Below are 18,016 nucleotides of genomic sequence, written 5' to 3'. Positions count from 1 at the left end.
CTGAGAAGGGTTGGCGAATAACCCGCTTGAGCATGACTCAAGCGGGTACATGCTGTTTTACTTGATAGGAGCAACCTTGCTTCGCTTAAGTTCTGCTAGTTCAGATCTAAGATTTGCGTTTTCAAATTCTAAATTATCAATACGAGCCAATGCCTGAACCAGCTTATCGTTTAGATGATGCTGCGCAGCCGCAAACAGGGCTAACTTCTCTCGCTCGGCCTCATACTTGGCCTTGTAGTTATCCTTGATGCGCTTTTGCTCTTTTAGCTTTGTGCGTACCGTCTGGATCTCTGGTTGGATGATTTCGCCTTTACCTGCGGCGATTTCAGCTTTGGTCAGCTTAACCTTCTCAACAAATTCAGGGTAGTAATAACCACTGCCGTTACCCAAACTTGCTTCTTCTTCGACTGCTCTAACACTGAGGTTACGACCTACAGGAATACGCTTGGGGTTGCCTTCAGCTATACGCTTTAAAGCTGCTTCAAGGGCGAGAAGGGTGTTTTCACTCTTTCCCATGACTTAAACTCCCCCAACTATCAAGCCAGCTTCAAACGGCGTAAAATCCATATCAAAGTCCTCCATGACCTTTTCAGCGGCCCTTACCTGAGTGACATAGTGGTTATGCTCACTCACCGAAATTTCTTCCCCGGACCCCATGTAAGTAGCCAAGCTGCGGTGCTTTTTCTGCCACCACTTCGCCTGCTGTTCATCAATGATGCTACTGCCAGAGCCACAATCCACACAGAACTGGGGGACGACCACACCGTCCATATCGCATTGGTAGCCGGATTTGCAATAACTGTGAATTGAACCATGAAGCGTAAGCTTGCCATCCTTGACGGCCTTGTATATCACATCCCAAGAGCTATAGATGGTCGGTACATCACCTCGCATTTTCACTATCGCCTTACCATGAGTCCCTGATAGCTTCTCATCCGAGTGCCATTGCTTAAAGATTTTATTAGCTGTGGTTTCAGCATTGATCTCATCAAGTGCTTTTTGAACTTTCTTATCCACTTTCAGGTATCGTAGCCGTGCTAGTTTGCCACCGTTGGTATGGTAGTAGGAACGTAGAGCTTGGGCGCAAGGGGATAGGTCTTCAGCTTTCTTTACTGCCTTGAGATAAAACAGATAGTTGTTGGCTTCGTGATTGAATACGCCATCTTGCGAAAAGAGTGTCGGTAGCGAGCAGATATTGTCATTGGTGGGTTGGCAATGGAATGAACCATCATCAAGTTTTTGTAGCTCAGTCTCCTTAGAAACATCGCTGGAGTGTATAAGGTATGTCATAAATCCACCTGAAAAATACCACTGTCCATATATACAGAATGGACAGTGGTGGATTATTTCCCAGATTTATTTACGTGTGTAAGATGCTTTTCCTACACTAACCCCTCATGGTAACAAACTCTTCCGACCCTGTTGGGTGGATAGCCACGACGCTGTCGAAATCTGCCTTGGTAGCCCCCATCTTCATCGCCACACCAAAGCCCTGGATCATTTCATCCACCGTATAGCCGATGCCGTGAAGGCCGATCACTTTCTCGTCAGGACCGGCGCACACTAGCTTCATTTTGCATGGCTGGCGGTGGGTGGTTACGGCGGTATACATTGCAGTGAATCCGGACTGGTAGACTTTCACATTTTCTTCGCCGTATTCGGCAATGGCTTCCGGCTCGGTCAGGCCGATGGTGCCGATTGGCGGGTGGCTAAAGACCACGGTCGGGACCAGCTTATAGTCCATCTTGGCGTCGGTTTTGCCGTTGAACAAGCGCTCAGAAAGCTGACGGCCGGCCTTGACTGCGACAGGTGTCAGTTCGATACCGCCTTCCATGATATCGCCGACGCAGTAAATACCGTCGACGTTGGTCTGCTGGTACTCATCAACTTTGATGTAGCCGCGGCTGTTGGTCTCAACACCGGTAGCGGCCAGGTTGATTTTGTCCGTGGTCGGGTTACGGCCGATAGCCCAGATCAGCACATCGGTATTGTGAGATTCACCGTTTTCGAAGTGCAGCGTGACAGAGCCGTCTGCTTCTTTCACCACTTCTTTCGGAATTGAGTGGGTGTGCAGGGTCGGGCCTTCCGCATCCATCACTTCGACCAGTGTATTGATGATCATCGGGTCGAAGCTGCGTAGCGGAGACTCCTTACGGACGAACAGGTGGGTGTCGGTACCCAGTGCGCTCAGTACGCCGGCGATTTCAACGGCGATGTAGCCTGCGCCGATCACAGCACTACGCTTTGGTTGCTCGTTCAGCTCAAAGAAGCCGTTGGAATCGATGCCGTGCTCGGCACCCGGTACGTTAGGAATGGTTGGTTCGCCGCCGACGGCAATCAGGATGTGATCGGCCGTATAGTGCTCACCGTTTACCTCGATGGTCTTCTGATCAACAAAGCGGGCAAAACCATTGATCACTTCAATCTTGTTGTTGCCAAGCACATTATCGTACGCGGTATGAATGCGGCTGATGTACGCCTCGCGGCTCTCTACCAGCTTGCTCCAGTCGAATTTTTTGACATCGACATCAAAGCCGTAATCTTTGGCATACAGGTGCATGGCTTCGGCAATTTGTGCGCCGTGCCACATAACTTTCTTCGGAACACAGCCGACGTTTACACAGGTACCGCCTAACGCTTTGGCTTCGATCAGAGCAACCTTGGCACCATACATTGCTGCACGGTTTGCTGATGCAATACCGCCGCTGCCGCCGCCGATACAAATGTAATCAAAATGCTTTGCCATGACTTTCTCCGCTTAATTCTACGATTTATTAGCTAAACCTAGTGTAATCAAGAACGCAGGGAGTTACGAGAGGGGAGGATCGAGAAAGTCGGGCTGGATAGTAATAACTGATGGCAAGAAAGAATAAAGGCGGGCTGGAACCCGCCTTGGTTAATTATGCTCGAGCCGGTTATTCCGGTACGACCCACTGCACGGTGTGATGACCATGGGTTGGAGCGATAGCCTGCTGTAACCAGGGCAGAATGACCTGCATCTGGCTTTCCAGTTTCCACGGTGGGTTGATGACAATCATCCCGGAAGCGGTCATGCCTCGCTCGGCGGTATCCGGTTCGACGCCCAGCTCGATTTGCAGGATTTTGCGTATTCCCAACTTTTCAAGGCCTTTCAGCATCTTGTCGATATTCTCGCGATAGACAACCGGATACCAGATCGCATAGGTACCGGTGGCCCAGCGCTTGTAGCTTTCCGCGATGGCGTTAACGACATCCATGTACTCATGTTTCAGCTCATAGGGCGGGTCGATCAACACGACGCCACGGCGCTCTTTCGGTGGCAGGCTGCCTTTTAGTCGCAGGAAGGCATCTTCCTTGTAGATTTTTACCTGGCGGTCACTACGGAACTCCTGCAGCAACAGGGGAAAGTCCGTCGGGTGCAGCTCGGTCAGAACCATACGGTCCTGCTCGCGGATCTGGGCGCGGGCGACACGCGGCGAGCCCGGGTAATAGCGCAAGTCATCGCTGTCGTTTAGTGCCTTGATCGCATCAATGTATGAGGTGATGTCAGCGGGAATATCATCACGCGACCATAGGCGGGCAATGCCTTGCTTGAACTCGCCGGTTTTCTCGCTGCGTTCATCCTGCAGATCATAGCGGCCGACGCCCGAGTGGGTATCGTGATAGACAAATGGCTTATCCTTTTGCTTCAGGGCATCGAGGATCAGACTTTGTACGATGTGTTTAACCACGTCGGCATGGTTGCCAGCATGGAAACTGTGGCGATAGCTCAGCATGAATGAGATCTCTACAGGTAGTCAGTGTTGGGATAGGGGGCATATTATGGCGGATTGTTGGCGAATATCCAGAAAGCGGTCAGATCTTTAGTCGTACAGGCTGTTAATTACACGTTAAAATGAAAGGATAAGCGCGATCACAAACCGCGATTAAGGGATTGAATTTACAAGCCCGAAGACACATCTAATAAGGGATAGAAGAATTAAGGATTAGCGCATGTCGAACCCATTATTAACCATGACGGATCTGCCTCCGTTCTCCCAAATCAAGCCTGAACATATCAAGCCCGCTGTTGAACAGGCTATCGCCGACTGCCGTGCCCATGTCGAGTCGGTATTGGCAAATGAAGCCGCGCCAAGCTGGGAGACGATTTGCGCCCCGCTGGCCGAGACCGATGATCGCCTGAGCCGGATCTGGTCGCCAATTGGCCACCTGAATGCGGTGAAAAATAGCAACGAGCTGCGCGAAGCGTATGAGAGTTGTCTGCCGATTCTTTCCGACTACGGAACCTGGGTGGGTCAGCACAAAGGTCTATACGAAGCCTATAAGGCGATTAAGGCCGATGAGAGTTTCGAGCAACTGACCCCGGCGCAGCAAAAATCCATCACCGATGCCCTGAAAGAATTCGAACTGTCGGGCATCGGCCTGCCAGCGGCCGATCAGCACCGCTATGGCGAGATCAGCAAGCGTCTGTCGGAGCTGGCCTCGACGTTCAGCAACAACGTGCTTGATGCCACGATGGGCTGGAGCAAGCTGGTGAGCAACGCTGACGAGCTGGGCGGTTTGCCGGAATCAGCACTGCAGGCGGCTCAGGCGGCCGCTGAGGCGAAAGATCAGAGCGGTTATTTGTTTACCCTGGAAATTCCGTCTTACCTGCCAGTGATGACATACTGTGATAACCGCGAGCTGCGTCAGGAAATGTACGAGGCGTTTGTGACCCGTGCCTCCGATCGCGGCCCGAATGCCGGCAAGTGGGATAACACCGATATCATTGCAGAAAAGCTGAAGTTGAGCCATGAACTGGCCCGACTGCTGGGCTTTAGCACTTATAGCGAGAAATCTTTGGCGACCAAGATGGCTGAAACGCCGGATCAGGTACTGGGCTTTTTGAATGATCTGGCAACCCGCGCCAAGCCGCAGGGCGAGCGTGAAGTTGCCGAGCTGCGTGACTATGCGGCCTCTGAATTCGGTGCCGAGTCGCTGGAGCCTTGGGATTTTGCCTATTATGCCGAGAAGCTGAAGCAGCACCGTTACAGTATTTCTGACGAGCAGCTGCGTCCGTACTTTCCTGAGCACAAGGTGGTCTCGGGTCTGTTCGAAGTGCTGAAGCGTGTCTTCGGTATGGATGTGAAGCCGCGTGACGGCGTCGATGTCTGGGATGACAGCGTGACCTTCTATGATATCTTCGATGCGTCGGGCGAGCTGCGTGGCAGCTTCTATCTGGATCTCTATGCCCGCGAACACAAGCGCGGCGGGGCGTGGATGGATGAGTGTATGGTACGCCGTACCCGCACTGACGGGAGCCTGCAACAGCCGGTGGCCTACCTGACCTGTAATTTCAACAAACCACTTGGTGATAAGCCTGCCATGTTTACCCATGACGAGGTGGTCACCCTGTTCCACGAGACAGGCCACGGTATCCATCATATGCTGACTCAGGTCGATGCACCTGCCGTATCCGGTATCAATGGTGTGCCGTGGGATGCAGTCGAGTTACCGAGCCAGTTCCTGGAAAACTGGTGCTGGGAAGAAGAGGCGCTGGCGTTTATCTCCGGCCACTATGAGAGCGGTGAACCGCTGCCGAAAGAAATGCTGGACAAGATGCTGGACGCCAAGAACTTCCAGTCGGCGATGGGCATCCTGCGCCAGCTGGAATTCGGCCTGTTCGATTTTACCCTGTACACCAACTACGATCCGGAAGTCGGTGCTCAGGTACTCGATACCCTGGCGGATATCAAATCTCGCGTCTCGGTTGTGCCAAGTCCTGAATGGGGCCGCTTCCCGAACAGCTTCAGCCATATCTTTGCCGGTGGCTACAGCGCCGGATACTACAGCTACCTGTGGGCAGAAGTGCTGTCGTCTGATGCCTATTCGCGCTTCGAAGAAGAGGGGATCTTCAATACCGAGACCGGTGCCGATTTCCTTGACTGCATTCTCGAGCGTGGCGGCAGCGAAGAACCGATGGCATTGTTCAAGCGCTTCCGTGGCCGGGAGCCGAAGATAGATGCTTTACTCCGTCATTCTGGCATCACTGGCTAATTGAATTTCAAACTGGTTATTTAGCCCAACTTCTGTATCGAAAGTGCTCATTGATAGTTATCAACTCTGCGCTTTCTCTTTGAATTTGGGCTAAATTCCGGCGTTTGATTAACCAATTAGATGATGGCGATAGGTGGTCATCGGACATGCTCATTGATAGTTATCAACTCCGCGTGTCCTCTTTGCCCTGAGGTGAAATTCCTGCGCCGAATCAGACGCACGTTAAGTGAATAAAAAAGGCTCCCTGGGGAGCCTTTTTTGATCGAACGGTTTGTTGCTGTGGTTTTACTCGCTTTCGTCAATAACCAGCGGCCAGCCCATGTCTGTCTGGCGAACCGCTTCTTGCTGTAACTCTGCCTTGGTCAGCGGGTTGGTGCTGAGCCAACATGCTGGCAGAGTCAGGGTCAATGTGTTGTCATCGACGGCCAGGGTAAACGGTGGCTGGTGGTTATGGTCGCGACGGTGACACAGGATCACGGCCAGACGTAGCAGGCGCAGGATCCGTGCAGCACTTTGGGCCGAGAGTGCATGCTGTTCCGGTAAACTGGTAAGTTGTTCACGGAAGCGGCGTAGCAGCTCGGCTATCAGGTGTTTTTGGGCGCGAGTAAAACCGGGTAGATCGATGTTGTTGATGAGGTAGGCGGCGTGGTCACCACTTTTCTTGAACTCGATACTGGTACCAATCTCGTGCAGGGTGGCACTGGCATTGAGCAGGTATTTGGCCTGCGGCTCTAGCTGCCATGCCTGCTCGCAACTGCCAAGGAGCGACAGGGCTGTGTGAGCAACGGCATCGGCATGCTGGCTGTCGAGCTGGAAGCGTGACTGCAGGCTCAATAAGGTACGCTCACGAACATCATGATGGCGCATCTGGCTCATCATCTCGTAAACCATACCTTCACGCAGGGCACCACCGGCCAGGGTCATCGATTGGATATTCAGTGACTCGAAAATCGCAATCAGGATTGACAGACCGCTCGGGAACACCAGGGCGCGTTCCAGGGTCAGCCCTTCGATATCCAGATCTTCCAGGCGTTCGTACTGCATGGCCTGACGCTGCATGCGCTTGAGTTTCTGCAGGGTGATGATTTCATCCATCCCCTGGGCCAGCATGATTTCCTGCAGCGCCTGAACGGTACCGCTGGCACCGACACAGGTGTCCCAGCCCAGCTCGTGGTAGGACTCGACGATTGGCTCTATTGCATGTTTTGCCGCGTTGATTGCCGCGTCGAAGTTTTCTGCCGTCAGGTAACGATCTTTGAAGTAGCGCTCGAGCCAGGTGACACAGCCGATCTTCAGGCTGGTCAGGGCTCTGGCGTCAAAACCTTCACCGATAATAACTTCGGTGCTGGCGCCGCCTATATCAACTACCAGGCGTTTGCCGCACCCGCCTGAGGTGTGGGCGACCCCCTGGTAGATAATCCTGGCTTCTTCCTCACCGGGAATGATTTCGATGCTATGGCCAAGAATATCTTTGGCCTTAGAAAGAAAAGTATCTGAGTTTACGGCCGTACGCAGCGCAGCTGTGCCGACGATGCGGATGTTGTCGTTGGGGATGTCCTGCAGTCTTTCTGCAAACAGGCTCAGGCAGTCCCATCCGCGCTGCATGGCTTCTTCACTCAGCTCATTCTGGCTGTTGAGGCCTGCAGCGAGGCGGACCTTGCGCTTGATCTTGGCCAGTGTTTGCACACTGCCGGCGACTTCCCGCACAATCCACATATGAAAACTGTTCGACCCCAAATCTATCGCGGCGTACAGAGGTGATACTGTTCTTTCCATAGACATATCTTACTGTTGTTTTTGGTGCTGCGGGCGGCGACGGTTACGTTGGCGCGACTGACCCTGACGAGATGAATTATTGCGACGGTTTCCGCCCTGGCGTGGTGAACGCGGGATACTTACCGGCGCAGGCAGATCGTCTAGCAGTGCTTCACCATCGTATTTGGATAGCGGGATCGCATGTTCAATATAGGTCTCGATAGCCGGCAGGTTAATCGCATATTGTTCACAGGCAAAACTGATTGAGTGACCGCTGGCACCAGCACGACCGGTACGGCCAATACGGTGGACGTAATCTTCTGCATCGTCAGGCAGATCGTAGTTGAATACGTGCGTTACCTGAGGAATATGAAGGCCTCGGGCTGCAACATCGGTGGCAACCAGGATATCCACTTCACCCTGGGTGAACTGCTCCAGAATACGGACACGTTTTTTCTGCGGTACATCGCCGGTCAGCAGGCCCACGCGGTGCTTGTCGGCTGCCAGGTGCGCCCAGATGTCTTCACAGCGGTGTTTGGTGTTAGCAAAAATGATGGCGCGATCTGGCCACTCTTCTTCAATCAGGGTCTGCAGCAGACACATTTTGTCCTGGTTCGACGGGTAGAACAGTTCTTCCTGAATTCGGTGTCCCGTCTTTTGCTCTGGCTCGACAATCACGCTTTCAGGATTGTTCATATGCTCAAACGCCAGCTCTTTTACCCGGTATGACAAGGTAGCCGAGAACAGCATGTTCAGGCGTGCCTTTGGTGCCGGCATACGACGGAACAAGAAGCGAATGTCTTTGATAAAGCCCAGATCGAACATGCGATCGGCTTCGTCAAGCACAACAGCCTGAATCGAGCGCAGGTCGATAACACGCTGCTTGTAGAAATCGATGATACGGCCACAGGTACCGATCAGGATATCAACACCGGCTTCCAGTGTTTTTTGCTGTTTCTCGTACGCTTCGCCGCCATAGGCAAGGCCGGCTTTCAGGCCAGTGCTTTCAAGCAACGGTTTGGCATCGTTGTAAATCTGGATTGCCAGTTCGCGTGTAGGTGCCATAATGATGGCACGAGGGTGGTTGGTTTTACGGTCCTCCGCAGCCGGGTTGAGTAGCAAATAGTTAAAAGTCGCCGTCAGGAAGGCCAGGGTTTTCCCTGTACCTGTTTGAGCCTGACCTGCAATGTCTCGGCCGGTGAGCAATACCGGCAATGCCAACGCCTGGATAGGCGTACAATTATGGAAACCTTTGGTTTCCAATCCTTGTAAAACCTTAGGGTCTAAACCCAGGTCGGCAAATTTCTGCTCTGTGATGTGAGTCGTCTTCATTCGTATAGAATATCAGCTTAGGGTTGCAATACGAAACGGATTCCATTCAAATAGAGCATCGATTTGCTGGTTAAAATGAAATCAGCCAACAAAATCAACCATTGGAGTGGAAGATGAGCGACAAGATTGTGCAGCTGACAGACGCAAGTTTTGATAACGACGTGATTAACGCTGCGGGCCCTGTATTAGTCGATTTTTGGGCAGAATGGTGTGGCCCTTGTAAAATGATTGCCCCAATTCTTGACGAAATCGCGGACGAATACGAAGGCAAGCTGACGATCGGTAAACTGAATATCGATCAGAATGCTGGTACGCCGCCTAAATTTGGTATCCGTGGTATTCCGACACTGCTGCTGTTTAAAGACGGCGGTGTGGCAGCTACCAAGGTAGGTGCGCTATCTAAAAGCCAGCTTAAAGAGTTCCTGGACGCGAACCTATAAGCCGCTTCTTGCCCGAACCGTGCGCAATTTCTCAGTTGTGCATGGTTTGACTTCCGACTATGCTAGACGGATGGCGTGTTTAGTGCTAACTTATTGCACGTAAATTGTACATTTGTTCATTCCTTGACCAGCCCCATTGGTCAACACTATCTCAACTAACATAGAACCCCGATTTTGACTGACAAGAAACCCACCACTATGAATCTTACAGAACTGAAAAACCAACCTATTTCGAAGTTGGTTGCGCTTGGCGAAAGCTTAGGGTTAGAAAACCTGGCGCGTTTGAGAAAACAAGACATCATCTTTTCTATTCTCAAGCAGCACGCAAAAAGTGGTGAGGACATTTTTGGCGATGGTGTTCTAGAGATCCTTCAAGATGGCTTCGGCTTCCTCCGCTCTGCAGACAGCTCTTACCTTGCCGGCCCTGACGACATCTACGTATCTCCTAGCCAAATCCGCCGATTCAACCTACGTACTGGTGATACCATTGCCGGGAAGATCCGTCCTCCGAAAGATGGCGAGCGTTATTTTGCCCTGCTGAAAGTCAACGAAGTTAACCACGACAAGCCTGACAATGCCCGTAACAAGATCCTGTTTGAAAACCTGACTCCGCTGCATGCCAATGATCGCATGCGTATGGAACGTGGTAACGGTTCGACGGAAGACATTACGGCCCGTGTTCTTGATCTGGCATCACCAATCGGTAAAGGTCAGCGTGGTCTAATCGTGGCACCGCCGAAAGCGGGTAAAACCATGTTGTTGCAGAATATTGCCCAGAGCATTGCCTACAACCACCCTGAGTGTGAGCTGATGGTACTGCTGATCGACGAACGTCCGGAAGAAGTGACCGAGATGCAGCGTCTGGTTAAGGGTGAAGTGGTTGCCTCGACGTTCGATGAGCCGGCATCTCGCCACGTACAAGTGGCAGAAATGGTTATCGAGAAGGCGAAGCGTCTGGTTGAACACAAGAAAGACGTGGTTATTCTGCTTGACTCGATCACTCGTCTGGCGCGAGCCTACAACACCGTGGTGCCTTCATCTGGTAAGGTACTGACAGGTGGTGTTGATGCCAATGCCCTGCACCGTCCTAAGCGTTTCTTCGGTGCTGCACGTAACGTTGAGGAAGGCGGCAGCCTGACTATCATCGCTACCGCGCTAGTCGATACTGGTTCAAAGATGGACGAAGTTATCTACGAAGAGTTCAAGGGTACAGGTAACATGGAACTGCACCTGTCACGTAAGATTGCCGAGAAGCGTGTCTTCCCTGCGATTGACTTCAACCGCTCTGGTACCCGTCGTGAAGAGCTACTGGCGAAAGCGGATGAGCTACAGAAGATGTGGATCCTGCGTAAGATTGTTCACCCGATGAGTGAAACAGACAGCATGGAATTCTTGATCGATAAACTGTCGATGACCAAGACCAACGACGAGTTCTTTGACGCGATGCGCCGTCAGAAGTAATAATTTAGCTGCCTAACTCACAGTTTTCTGAAACGCCACCTTGTGTGGCGTTTTTTATTGGGCAGAGATCCTGCATAATCCTATCAAACAGTATTCGATTACATTTCATTGTAGATGCTGATCACTGTATTGAGGTACTGTAGGCGCTGGCTTCGCAGCTGATTGTGCACCAGGAAGGTGAGCAGGCTGCAGCGCTTAGCAAGGAATGCGTTTTTCACCGTGAGGAGGTGACATGCGACAAGGATGGTGCATGCTGTTGTTACTTCTGGCGGGCGGCCTGAAACCAGCCGTCGCCGTTGAAGTCTCGAAGCAGGAAGTGAAACAGGTGGCGGCTTCGCCCCAGGTACAAACCCGGGTTGCGGCCCTGACAACCCTCTATGACCGGAGTGACTTCCGCGCTCTGGAATTTAATCTTTCCCAACTGGCCCTGTTGCAGCAGGAAGCGGTGCGCGCCCAGCTGGTGCAGCATGCGCTCAATAGCGGCGAGCTGGATCAGGCCAAAGCGACCTGGCTTCAGGCGCAGGCTGAGCGAAAGCCTGCCTTTACCGTGGTCGAGCAGGGTGATGGCTACCTTGTTACCCAGTCAGCCTTTCATTACGGCGCCCAGGCTCGTAGCCTGGTGATGGAGTGGCAGCAGATTTTGCTGGCACAGGAGATGGTCCGCGATGCCGAGTCCGGCGACTTGGTATTGTCTGGCTGGCTGGCCGGGGATTTGCGCAGCCAGAAGAAACGTCGGGATCTCTTTCTTAAACACCTTCCGGAACTTTCTGAGCAGGCGGTCGCGCGGCTGGTGAGTCAGTTTACCTCTGATAGCAAGCTGATGTGGCTGCCGGATAACGGGGTCATTGCCCGGTTGGCAGCGGTTTCCGGTGATGAGCAAATGTATCACCTGTTATGGCTCCGCCGAACGGACCGATACAGCCTGGCTGAGGTGAACCGTCTGGCCGGTTTGGCTCCGGCCCCGGCCGCGGTTAAACAATTGATGGCCGCCACGATTAACCCTTCCCTGAAACCTGTCGCCTACAAAGCCCTGGTGACTCTCAAGCCCTTGCCGGTTGAGGCCAGAGAGTTTCTGCGAGAGAAGCTGGATGAAGTGGATGACGGCGAGATGGTGGCCTATGAGCTGGCCCAGCAAGGCTACGTTCAGTGGTTGGAAAAACTAGCCTCCGACAGCCGCAACCAGGTGGTCAAAAACAACTTCAAGGCAGCGATGGCGAAATTGCCTTGATACCCCAGTTCACTGATTTTCCAGTGTGTTCAAGTTAACAACTCGTTATAATGTTACCACTTTAATTGCAGATCCCGGCTGGTAAGGTGACCAGATCGGGATTTGATGCCTTTTGGATAGTGGATAGCATTGAGCCTATGAAATTCAAAGATCTGCGAGACTATATTGCGTATCTGGAGCAAATCGGCCAGCTGAAGCGAATTAAGCAGCCTGTCGATCCGGATCAGGAAATCACAGAAATTTGTGACCGTACGCTACGTGCCGGCGGTCCGGCCTTGCTGTTTGAAAACCCTGTTGGCTATAGCATGCCGGTATTGGGCAACCTGTTCGGCACCCCTGAGCGGGTGGCGATGGGAATGGGCCGGCAGGATGTCAAAGAGCTGCGTGAAGTCGGCAAGTTGCTGGCCTACCTGAAAGAGCCTGAGCCGCCACGCGGATTTCGTGATGCCATCGATAAGCTGCCTGTGTTCAGGCAAGTATTGAATATGCCTGCCAAACGGCTGCGCAAAGCGCCTTGCCAGCAGGTGGTTTGGGAAGGCGATGCGGTGGATCTGGATAAAATTCCGGTGATGAGCTGCTGGCCGGGTGACGTTGCCCCGTTACTGACCTGGGGGTTGACGGTGACTAGGGGGCCGAACAAGAAACGCCAGAATCTGGGGATTTACCGCCAGCAAAAGCTGGGCAAGAACAAGATCATCATGCGCTGGCTGGCCCACCGTGGCGGAGCGCTGGATCTGCGTGACTGGATGGAAGCGCACCCCGGTAAGCCTTTCCCGGTTTCCGTGGCCTTCGGTGCCGATCCGGCTACCATTCTGGGCGCGGTGACCCCGGTGCCGGATACCTTGTCTGAATATGCCTTTGCCGGCTTGCTGCGAGGAAGCAAAACGGAAGTGGTGAAAAGCATCAGCAATGATCTGGAAGTGCCGGCCAGTGCCGAGATTGTGCTGGAAGGCTACATCGATCCCGACGAGTTTGCCGATGAGGGGCCGTATGGCGATCACACCGGCTACTACAACGAGGTCGAGCGTCACCACGTGTTCACGATTACGCATGTCACGATGCGCAATGATCCGATTTACCACAGTACTTACACCGGCCGCCCGCCCGATGAGCCGGCGGTACTGGGGGTGGCATTGAACGAAGTGTTTGTGCCTATCTTGCAAAAGCAGTTCCCGGAAATTGTTGATTTCTACCTGCCGCCGGAAGGGTGTTCGTATCGGATGGCGGTCGTTACCATGAAGAAGCAGTACCCGGGCCATGCCAAGCGGGTGATGATGGGTGTGTGGTCGTTCCTGCGCCAGTTTATGTATACCAAGTTTGTGATTGTCTGTGACGAGGATGTCAACGCCCGGGACTGGAACAGCGTGATCCAGGCGATGACGACCCGTATGGAGCCGGCGCGTGATACGGTGATGATCGAGCATACTCCGATCGACTCGCTGGACTTTGCCTCGCCGGTGGTCGGTCTCGGCTCGAAAATGGGACTGGATGCCACCATTAAGTGGGAGGCTGAAACCGCTAATTCGTCAGCAGAACAGCGTCCGTTTGATGACAGTTTCGATATCAAGGCGGGTATCGCTGCTTTGATGCAGGAGTACCCTGAGATCGTCGATTTTTATCTGCCGCCGGAAGCCGATGCCAGCAAAATGGCCATAGTGAGTCTTCGCAAAGAGACAGCCGGCCAGGCCCTGCGAGTCATGGATGGTGTCTGGACATTATTGGATAAGTTTACCGATCCCCGCTTCGTGATAGCCTGTGATGATGATGTCAATGTTCGTGATTGGAATGATGTCATCTGGGCGGTCACGACCCGGATGGATCCAAGCCGTGATACTTTGCTTATCGACAGCTTGCCTTCAGGTTCGAGAATGGGGATGGATGCTACCAACAAGCTGCCGGGCGAGACGGATCGCGAGTGGGGAACCCCTATCAGCAAAGACCCGGAAATCGTTGCCAGAGTCGATGCTATCTGGGATGAGCTGGGTATTCTGAAATAACCCAAAAAAAATGAGTGGCTAGCGGGAGTTAGCCGCTTTGAGAGAAATCATATGCACCAAGTACGCCTGTTGCCTCATGATATTACGTTTACTGCCGATGAGCGGGAAACTGTTTTGCAGGCTGCGCTCAACGCAGGTGTCGCTTTTCCTAACCGGTGTCAGGTCGGGGCATGTGCCATGTGTCTGTGTCGCAAGCTATCTGGCGAGATAAGTTACCAGCTTGAGCCTATGCTTACTGAGAAAGAGCAAGCCGAAGGTTGGATCTTTACCTGTCAGGCCACCGCCAAAAGTGACTTGGTATTAGAGTTAGACTAGAGGAAAACAATGTCTATTAAATGTGAAGTAAAGTCAGTTGAATCGCTCGCGTGCAATACCTACCGTATTCTGCTTCAGCCAGAGCAAAAACTAGATTTCAAAGCGGGTCAGTATTTGCTGGCTGTGATGGGCGAGAAAGACAAGCGTCCGTTTTCTATTGCCAGCAGCCCGTGCCGTGAGGGCGAACTGGAGCTGCATATCGGCGCTGCCGAGCATAACCCGTATGCGATTGAAGTGGTTGATGCGATGAAGGCTGCGCTTGAAAATGGCCAGCCCTTCGAGATTGAAGCCCCGCATGGCGAGGCCTGGGTGCGAGAAGACAGCGACAAGCCGTTGTTGATGATTGCCGGTGGTACCGGATTCTCTTACGTGCGCAGTATTCTGGATAACTGCCTGAGCCGTGGTGTGAGTCAGCCAATTTTCGTCTACTGGGGCGGCCGTGATGCCTGCCAGCTGTATGCACATGATGAGCTTGAGGCGCTGGCTAAGGAACACAGTAACCTGACCTATGTGCCTGTGGTCGAAACCGCCCCGGAGAACTGGCAGGGCAAGGTCGGCAATGTGCTGGAAGCGGTCGACAATGACTTTATCAGCCTGTCGGCTTACGACATCTACCTGTGTGGTCGCTTTGAGATGGCCGGAGCTGCGCGAGAGCAGTTTACGGCAGAGAAAGGCGCCGAGCGCGATCGTATGTTTGCCGACGCGTTTGCCTTTATCTAACGCCAGGGCAAAATCCCGTCACAAGAAAGGCGAGACAGGTGTCTCGCCTTTTTAGTGGGTGTTACTTAAACGAGGCGCTGAATACGGGCGCTAGATTCTCGCCAGCTCGACCTTGCGTTTTACCCAAGTCTCGTTGACCCATAGCGAGGCCATAATAATGAGCCCGCCGATGATCAGGCGCGGGTAGTCGACATCGCGGTTCCAGATGACGATATTGACGATAAGCCCGGCCGGAACCAGCGCATTGTTCATAATGGCCAGGGCACCGGCATTGACCAGGGTCGCTCCCTTGTTCCAGATGAAATACCCCAGACCGGACGCGATGATACCCAGGTAGATAAGAATGCCCCACTGGGTGTTGGTGGTCGGCAGCTTGTCGAGGTTGCCAAACAGCAGGAACATCGGCAGGGCAACGCAAATTGCCCCGAGGTAGAACAGCCCGAATACGGTATGTTGAGGCAGTTCGGCCTTTTCCTGCTCCATGGTGCGCTTGTAGCCGACCTGACCGATGGCAAAACACAGATTGGCGCCTTGTACGATGAAAAAGCCGATAATGAAGTTCTCGTTGATCCCTTCAAACTTGATGACTGCTGCGCCCAAAACGGCAATGGCGGCGGTGATCAGGTACCAGGCCGAGAACTGCCGATGCAGCAGATCATAGATCAGGGTGACATAAATAGGGGTAAAGATGGTAAACAGCAAGACTTCCGGCACGCTGAGGTACAGGAAGGACTGGTAGTAGAAGCAGTACATCAATCCGAGCTGGAAGGCTCCGACAACCATCAGCTTGACGGCCAGTTTTGGGTGGAGGTGCTGTTTGCGCAGAAATGGCAAAAAGACCAGTGCTGCGAGTGCTACCCGGGTTAAAACGGAAAACCAGGCATCGACTTGGCCAGCCAGGTAAACGCCGATCAGGCTAAAGGAAAATGCCCATAGCAGGGTGATAGCAGATAGATATCCCATATGAATAAGTAACGAAGTTGCATTGAATAATGCCGTTAGTGTAACTGATTGCAGCGGAATGAAATATCGCCAATTTGTGTGGGATTAGGTCCCGAGGGCCCACTCGCCGTGAGCACTCGGGTAAGGATAGGAAACGATGGCGTTTATTTTAGCGGTACCATCAACAGGTCGACCGGGGTGTGGTTGATCAGTTGTTTGGCAGAAGACAGTATCTTGCTCCAGAAATCCTGATGGTGGCCGCATACTACCAGCTCCACGTCGATATCATTGATGGCGTGGCAAATTTCGTCGCTCAGATCGCCGCTGCCAACCAGGGTATGCGATACCGGATAATTGGCTTTGGCAGCCAGGGAGTGCAGCTGCTTTTGGGCGTCATCGGCCATACGATGCTGGGCTTCGGACAGGTTGATATCGATGAGTCCGGTATAGAGCTCGGCATAGTTCACATCAATGTGGATAAGGGATAGTTTGGCATCAAGTGACTTGGCTAACTGGGCAGCCTTGCTTATCAGAGTGTAGCTGTCATCAGAGAGGTCGATTGCGACCAGAATATGTTTATACGCCATACAGTGAACTCCTTATCATATGTTTTTTTCCATGCTAGCACTGAGTATAACGGAAAAATATCGGCCAGATCCCATCCTGGCAGGCCTGGATACACGGTGGACGCGATAAATGGATTCCTTTGAGTTGCATTCTCAATTATGCATTGTGACAATGGGTTATCGGCGATTTCAAACCGATCGGTGAGATTGGTATACACTAGAATAGATAGGAGTAGTGCGATGTTAGCTCACGCTATGGTTGAAAAACTTAACGAGCAAATCAACTTGGAGTTCTTTTCCTCTAACCTTTACCTGCAGATGAGTGCCTGGTGTGAGGACAAGGGCTTTGAAGGTGCGGCTGAGTTTCTGCGCGCCCATGCTGTCGAAGAAATGGAACATATGCAGCGTCTATTCACTTACGTGAGTGAAACGGGTGCCATGCCAATCCTGGGTGCGATTGAAGCACCTAAGCACGAGTTCGCATCGTTGGGAGACGTATTCCGCGAAACCTATGAGCACGAGCAGCTAATCACTGACAAAATTAACAAACTGGCTCATGTCGCGTTTACGACCCAGGACTACTCAACCTTTAACTTCTTGCAGTGGTATGTTGCAGAACAACACGAAGAAGAAAAATTGTTTAAAGGTATTCTGGATAAGATTGAGCTGGTGGGTGAAGACGGTAAGGCATTGTTCTTCATCGATAAAGATCTTGCCGCGATGGCAAAAGCTGAGTCTACATCGGTAATGGATACTCAGGCTGGCTAACAATGGCCGAGGGCGTGCCTGACACGCCCTTGAATCGCCCGGCCAGCATCTGAGAAAGTTGTTCGGGGGTTATTATGATCATTAGTGGTGATGCACTTTTATTCGCTCTCTTTTTGGTCGCAGTCGTTAATGTGTCTCGCTATATCAGTACGTTACGTACTTTGCTGGCGGTGATGCGCGAGTGTGATCCTCTTCTCTACCAACAGGTAGACGGCCGGGGTTTTTTCTCCTCCCAGGGCAATGTCACCAAGCAAATTCGGCTGTTTCACTATATACGCAGCCAGCAATATCAGAATCATCATGATCCGGTATTCATGGAAAAATGCGTCAAAGTCCGCAAGCTTTTTATTCTGGCAAGTACCTATCTGATGGTATTTTTTATTGCCATTTTTGTGGTGGCCTATCTGGGGATCTAGCCGCCGCGTCAACAAGCGATACCACTCTGCAGTCCTTATGACGCGGAGCGTGGTTAACTGT

16 protein-coding genes and 2 pseudogenes are annotated in these 18,016 nt (G+C 52.4%); 9 read left to right on the top strand and 9 right to left on the bottom strand.

All coding sequences use genetic code 11. From position 1 onward, the window contains the following. Positions 1-57 precede the first annotated feature (57 nt). The 5 genes and pseudogenes from L4D19_RS14645 to L4D19_RS14625 all read right to left on the bottom strand — a co-directional run bounded on the left by L4D19_RS14645 (position 58) and on the right by L4D19_RS14625 (position 3,755). Positions 58-516, bottom strand: coding sequence for a hypothetical protein (locus tag L4D19_RS14645; protein WP_428453052.1), 459 nt, complete (start codon positions 514-516; stop codon positions 58-60). Positions 517-519: 3 nt separating this feature from the next. Continuing rightward, a pseudogene (locus tag L4D19_RS14640) lies at positions 520-1,062 on the bottom strand (hypothetical protein); the annotation flags it as partial. After that, a pseudogene (locus L4D19_RS14635) lies at positions 1,060-1,290 on the bottom strand (site-specific integrase); the annotation flags it as partial. The pseudogenes L4D19_RS14640 and L4D19_RS14635, both read right to left, overlap by 3 nt. Positions 1,291-1,387: 97 nt before the next feature. Then, positions 1,388-2,746: a glutathione-disulfide reductase gene (gorA, locus tag L4D19_RS14630; RefSeq protein ID WP_428453051.1), complete on the bottom strand. Its 1,359-nt coding sequence runs from the start codon at positions 2,744-2,746 to the stop codon at positions 1,388-1,390. A 169-nt stretch (positions 2,747-2,915) separates the two neighbouring features. Then, on the bottom strand, positions 2,916-3,755 hold the full coding sequence (locus L4D19_RS14625; protein ID WP_428453050.1) for a 23S rRNA (adenine(2030)-N(6))-methyltransferase RlmJ: 840 nt from the start codon (positions 3,753-3,755) through the stop codon (positions 2,916-2,918). 217 nt (positions 3,756-3,972) lie between these two features. Here L4D19_RS14625 and prlC point away from each other — a divergent pair, with 217 nt between their 5' ends. Further along, positions 3,973-6,015, top strand: a complete 2,043-nt coding sequence (gene prlC, locus L4D19_RS14620) for an oligopeptidase A (protein ID WP_428453049.1) — start codon at positions 3,973-3,975, stop codon at positions 6,013-6,015. 285 nt (positions 6,016-6,300) lie between these two features. On the opposite strand, the gene gppA is transcribed toward prlC, so the two are convergent. Together gppA and rhlB are read right to left on the bottom strand one after the other, a co-directional pair. Beyond that, entirely contained in the window at positions 6,301-7,791 is a 1,491-nt protein-coding gene (gppA, locus tag L4D19_RS14615; RefSeq protein WP_428453048.1) for a guanosine-5'-triphosphate,3'-diphosphate diphosphatase, read from the bottom strand. 9 nt (positions 7,792-7,800) lie between these two features. After that, complete coding sequence (gene rhlB, locus L4D19_RS14610; RefSeq protein WP_428453047.1) at positions 7,801-9,102, bottom strand: ATP-dependent RNA helicase RhlB; 1,302 nt, start codon at positions 9,100-9,102, stop codon at positions 7,801-7,803. A gap of 113 nt (positions 9,103-9,215) precedes the next feature. Between rhlB and trxA the strand changes: the two genes are divergently transcribed. The 6 genes from trxA (at position 9,216) to fre (ending at position 15,263) form a co-directional block, all read left to right on the top strand. Then, positions 9,216-9,542, top strand: a complete 327-nt coding sequence (gene trxA / locus L4D19_RS14605) for a thioredoxin TrxA (RefSeq protein ID WP_075763279.1) — start codon at positions 9,216-9,218, stop codon at positions 9,540-9,542. Positions 9,543-9,740: 198 nt separating this feature from the next. Then, positions 9,741-11,003, top strand: a complete 1,263-nt coding sequence (rho, locus tag L4D19_RS14600; RefSeq protein WP_075763278.1) for a transcription termination factor Rho — start codon at positions 9,741-9,743, stop codon at positions 11,001-11,003. Between the two features lie 232 nt (positions 11,004-11,235). Beyond that, positions 11,236-12,231 (top strand): hypothetical protein, encoded by a 996-nt coding sequence (locus L4D19_RS14595; protein ID WP_428453046.1) that lies wholly within the window; start codon positions 11,236-11,238, stop codon positions 12,229-12,231. A 137-nt stretch (positions 12,232-12,368) separates the two neighbouring features. Continuing rightward, a complete protein-coding gene (gene ubiD / locus L4D19_RS14590; protein WP_428453045.1) occupies positions 12,369-14,228 on the top strand; it encodes a 4-hydroxy-3-polyprenylbenzoate decarboxylase in 1,860 nt (619 codons plus the stop codon). Between the two features lie 51 nt (positions 14,229-14,279). Next, positions 14,280-14,543, top strand: coding sequence for a 2Fe-2S iron-sulfur cluster-binding protein (locus tag L4D19_RS14585; RefSeq protein WP_075763276.1), 264 nt, complete (start codon positions 14,280-14,282; stop codon positions 14,541-14,543). Positions 14,544-14,552: 9 nt separating this feature from the next. Beyond that, positions 14,553-15,263, top strand: a complete 711-nt coding sequence (fre, locus tag L4D19_RS14580) for an NAD(P)H-flavin reductase (protein ID WP_428453044.1) — start codon at positions 14,553-14,555, stop codon at positions 15,261-15,263. Positions 15,264-15,353: 90 nt separating this feature from the next. Here the strand turns inward: fre and L4D19_RS14575 are convergent, their stop codons facing one another. After that, a complete protein-coding gene (locus tag L4D19_RS14575; RefSeq protein WP_428453043.1) occupies positions 15,354-16,226 on the bottom strand; it encodes a carboxylate/amino acid/amine transporter in 873 nt (290 codons plus the stop codon). Between the two features lie 143 nt (positions 16,227-16,369). Next, entirely contained in the window at positions 16,370-16,792 is a 423-nt protein-coding gene (locus L4D19_RS14570; protein WP_075763273.1) for a universal stress protein, read from the bottom strand. 219 nt (positions 16,793-17,011) lie between these two features. Between L4D19_RS14570 and ftnA the strand changes: the two genes are divergently transcribed. After that, positions 17,012-17,539, top strand: a complete 528-nt coding sequence (ftnA, locus tag L4D19_RS14565; RefSeq protein WP_160652402.1) for a non-heme ferritin — start codon at positions 17,012-17,014, stop codon at positions 17,537-17,539. 77 nt (positions 17,540-17,616) lie between these two features. Further along, the gene (gene uspB, locus L4D19_RS14560; RefSeq protein ID WP_239409627.1) at positions 17,617-17,955 is read left to right on the top strand and encodes a universal stress protein UspB; all 339 of its coding nucleotides are present in this window, start codon (positions 17,617-17,619) and stop codon (positions 17,953-17,955) included. Positions 17,956-18,016 lie beyond the last annotated feature (61 nt).

This window comes from Photobacterium kasasachensis (genome assembly GCF_050336885.1).
Taxonomy (GTDB): Bacteria; Pseudomonadota; Gammaproteobacteria; order Enterobacterales; family Vibrionaceae; genus Photobacterium; species Photobacterium kasasachensis.
This window is presented reverse-complemented; position numbering and strand designations above follow the sequence as displayed.

Excerpts from the sequence above, each read along its gene's own strand:
- L4D19_RS14570 (WP_075763273.1), bottom strand. The coding sequence starts at position 16,792 with ATGGCGTATAAACATATTCTGGTCGCAATCGACCTCTCTGATGACAGC.
- fre (WP_428453044.1), top strand. The coding sequence starts at position 14,553 with ATGTCTATTAAATGTGAAGTAAAGTCAGTTGAATCGCTCGCGTGCAAT.
- gppA (WP_428453048.1), bottom strand. The coding sequence starts at position 7,791 with ATGGAAAGAACAGTATCACCTCTGTACGCCGCGATAGATTTGGGGTCG.
- ubiD (WP_428453045.1), top strand. The coding sequence starts at position 12,369 with ATGAAATTCAAAGATCTGCGAGACTATATTGCGTATCTGGAGCAAATC.
- ftnA (WP_160652402.1), top strand. The coding sequence starts at position 17,012 with ATGTTAGCTCACGCTATGGTTGAAAAACTTAACGAGCAAATCAACTTG.
- rhlB (WP_428453047.1), bottom strand. The coding sequence starts at position 9,102 with ATGAAGACGACTCACATCACAGAGCAGAAATTTGCCGACCTGGGTTTA.
- L4D19_RS14595 (WP_428453046.1), top strand. The coding sequence starts at position 11,236 with ATGCGACAAGGATGGTGCATGCTGTTGTTACTTCTGGCGGGCGGCCTG.
- L4D19_RS14625 (WP_428453050.1), bottom strand. The coding sequence starts at position 3,755 with ATGCTGAGCTATCGCCACAGTTTCCATGCTGGCAACCATGCCGACGTG.
- prlC (WP_428453049.1), top strand. The coding sequence starts at position 3,973 with ATGTCGAACCCATTATTAACCATGACGGATCTGCCTCCGTTCTCCCAA.
- trxA (WP_075763279.1), top strand. The coding sequence starts at position 9,216 with ATGAGCGACAAGATTGTGCAGCTGACAGACGCAAGTTTTGATAACGAC.
- gorA (WP_428453051.1), bottom strand. The coding sequence starts at position 2,746 with ATGGCAAAGCATTTTGATTACATTTGTATCGGCGGCGGCAGCGGCGGT.
- L4D19_RS14645 (WP_428453052.1), bottom strand. The coding sequence starts at position 516 with ATGGGAAAGAGTGAAAACACCCTTCTCGCCCTTGAAGCAGCTTTAAAG.
- rho (WP_075763278.1), top strand. The coding sequence starts at position 9,741 with ATGAATCTTACAGAACTGAAAAACCAACCTATTTCGAAGTTGGTTGCG.
- L4D19_RS14575 (WP_428453043.1), bottom strand. The coding sequence starts at position 16,226 with ATGGGATATCTATCTGCTATCACCCTGCTATGGGCATTTTCCTTTAGC.
- L4D19_RS14585 (WP_075763276.1), top strand. The coding sequence starts at position 14,280 with ATGCACCAAGTACGCCTGTTGCCTCATGATATTACGTTTACTGCCGAT.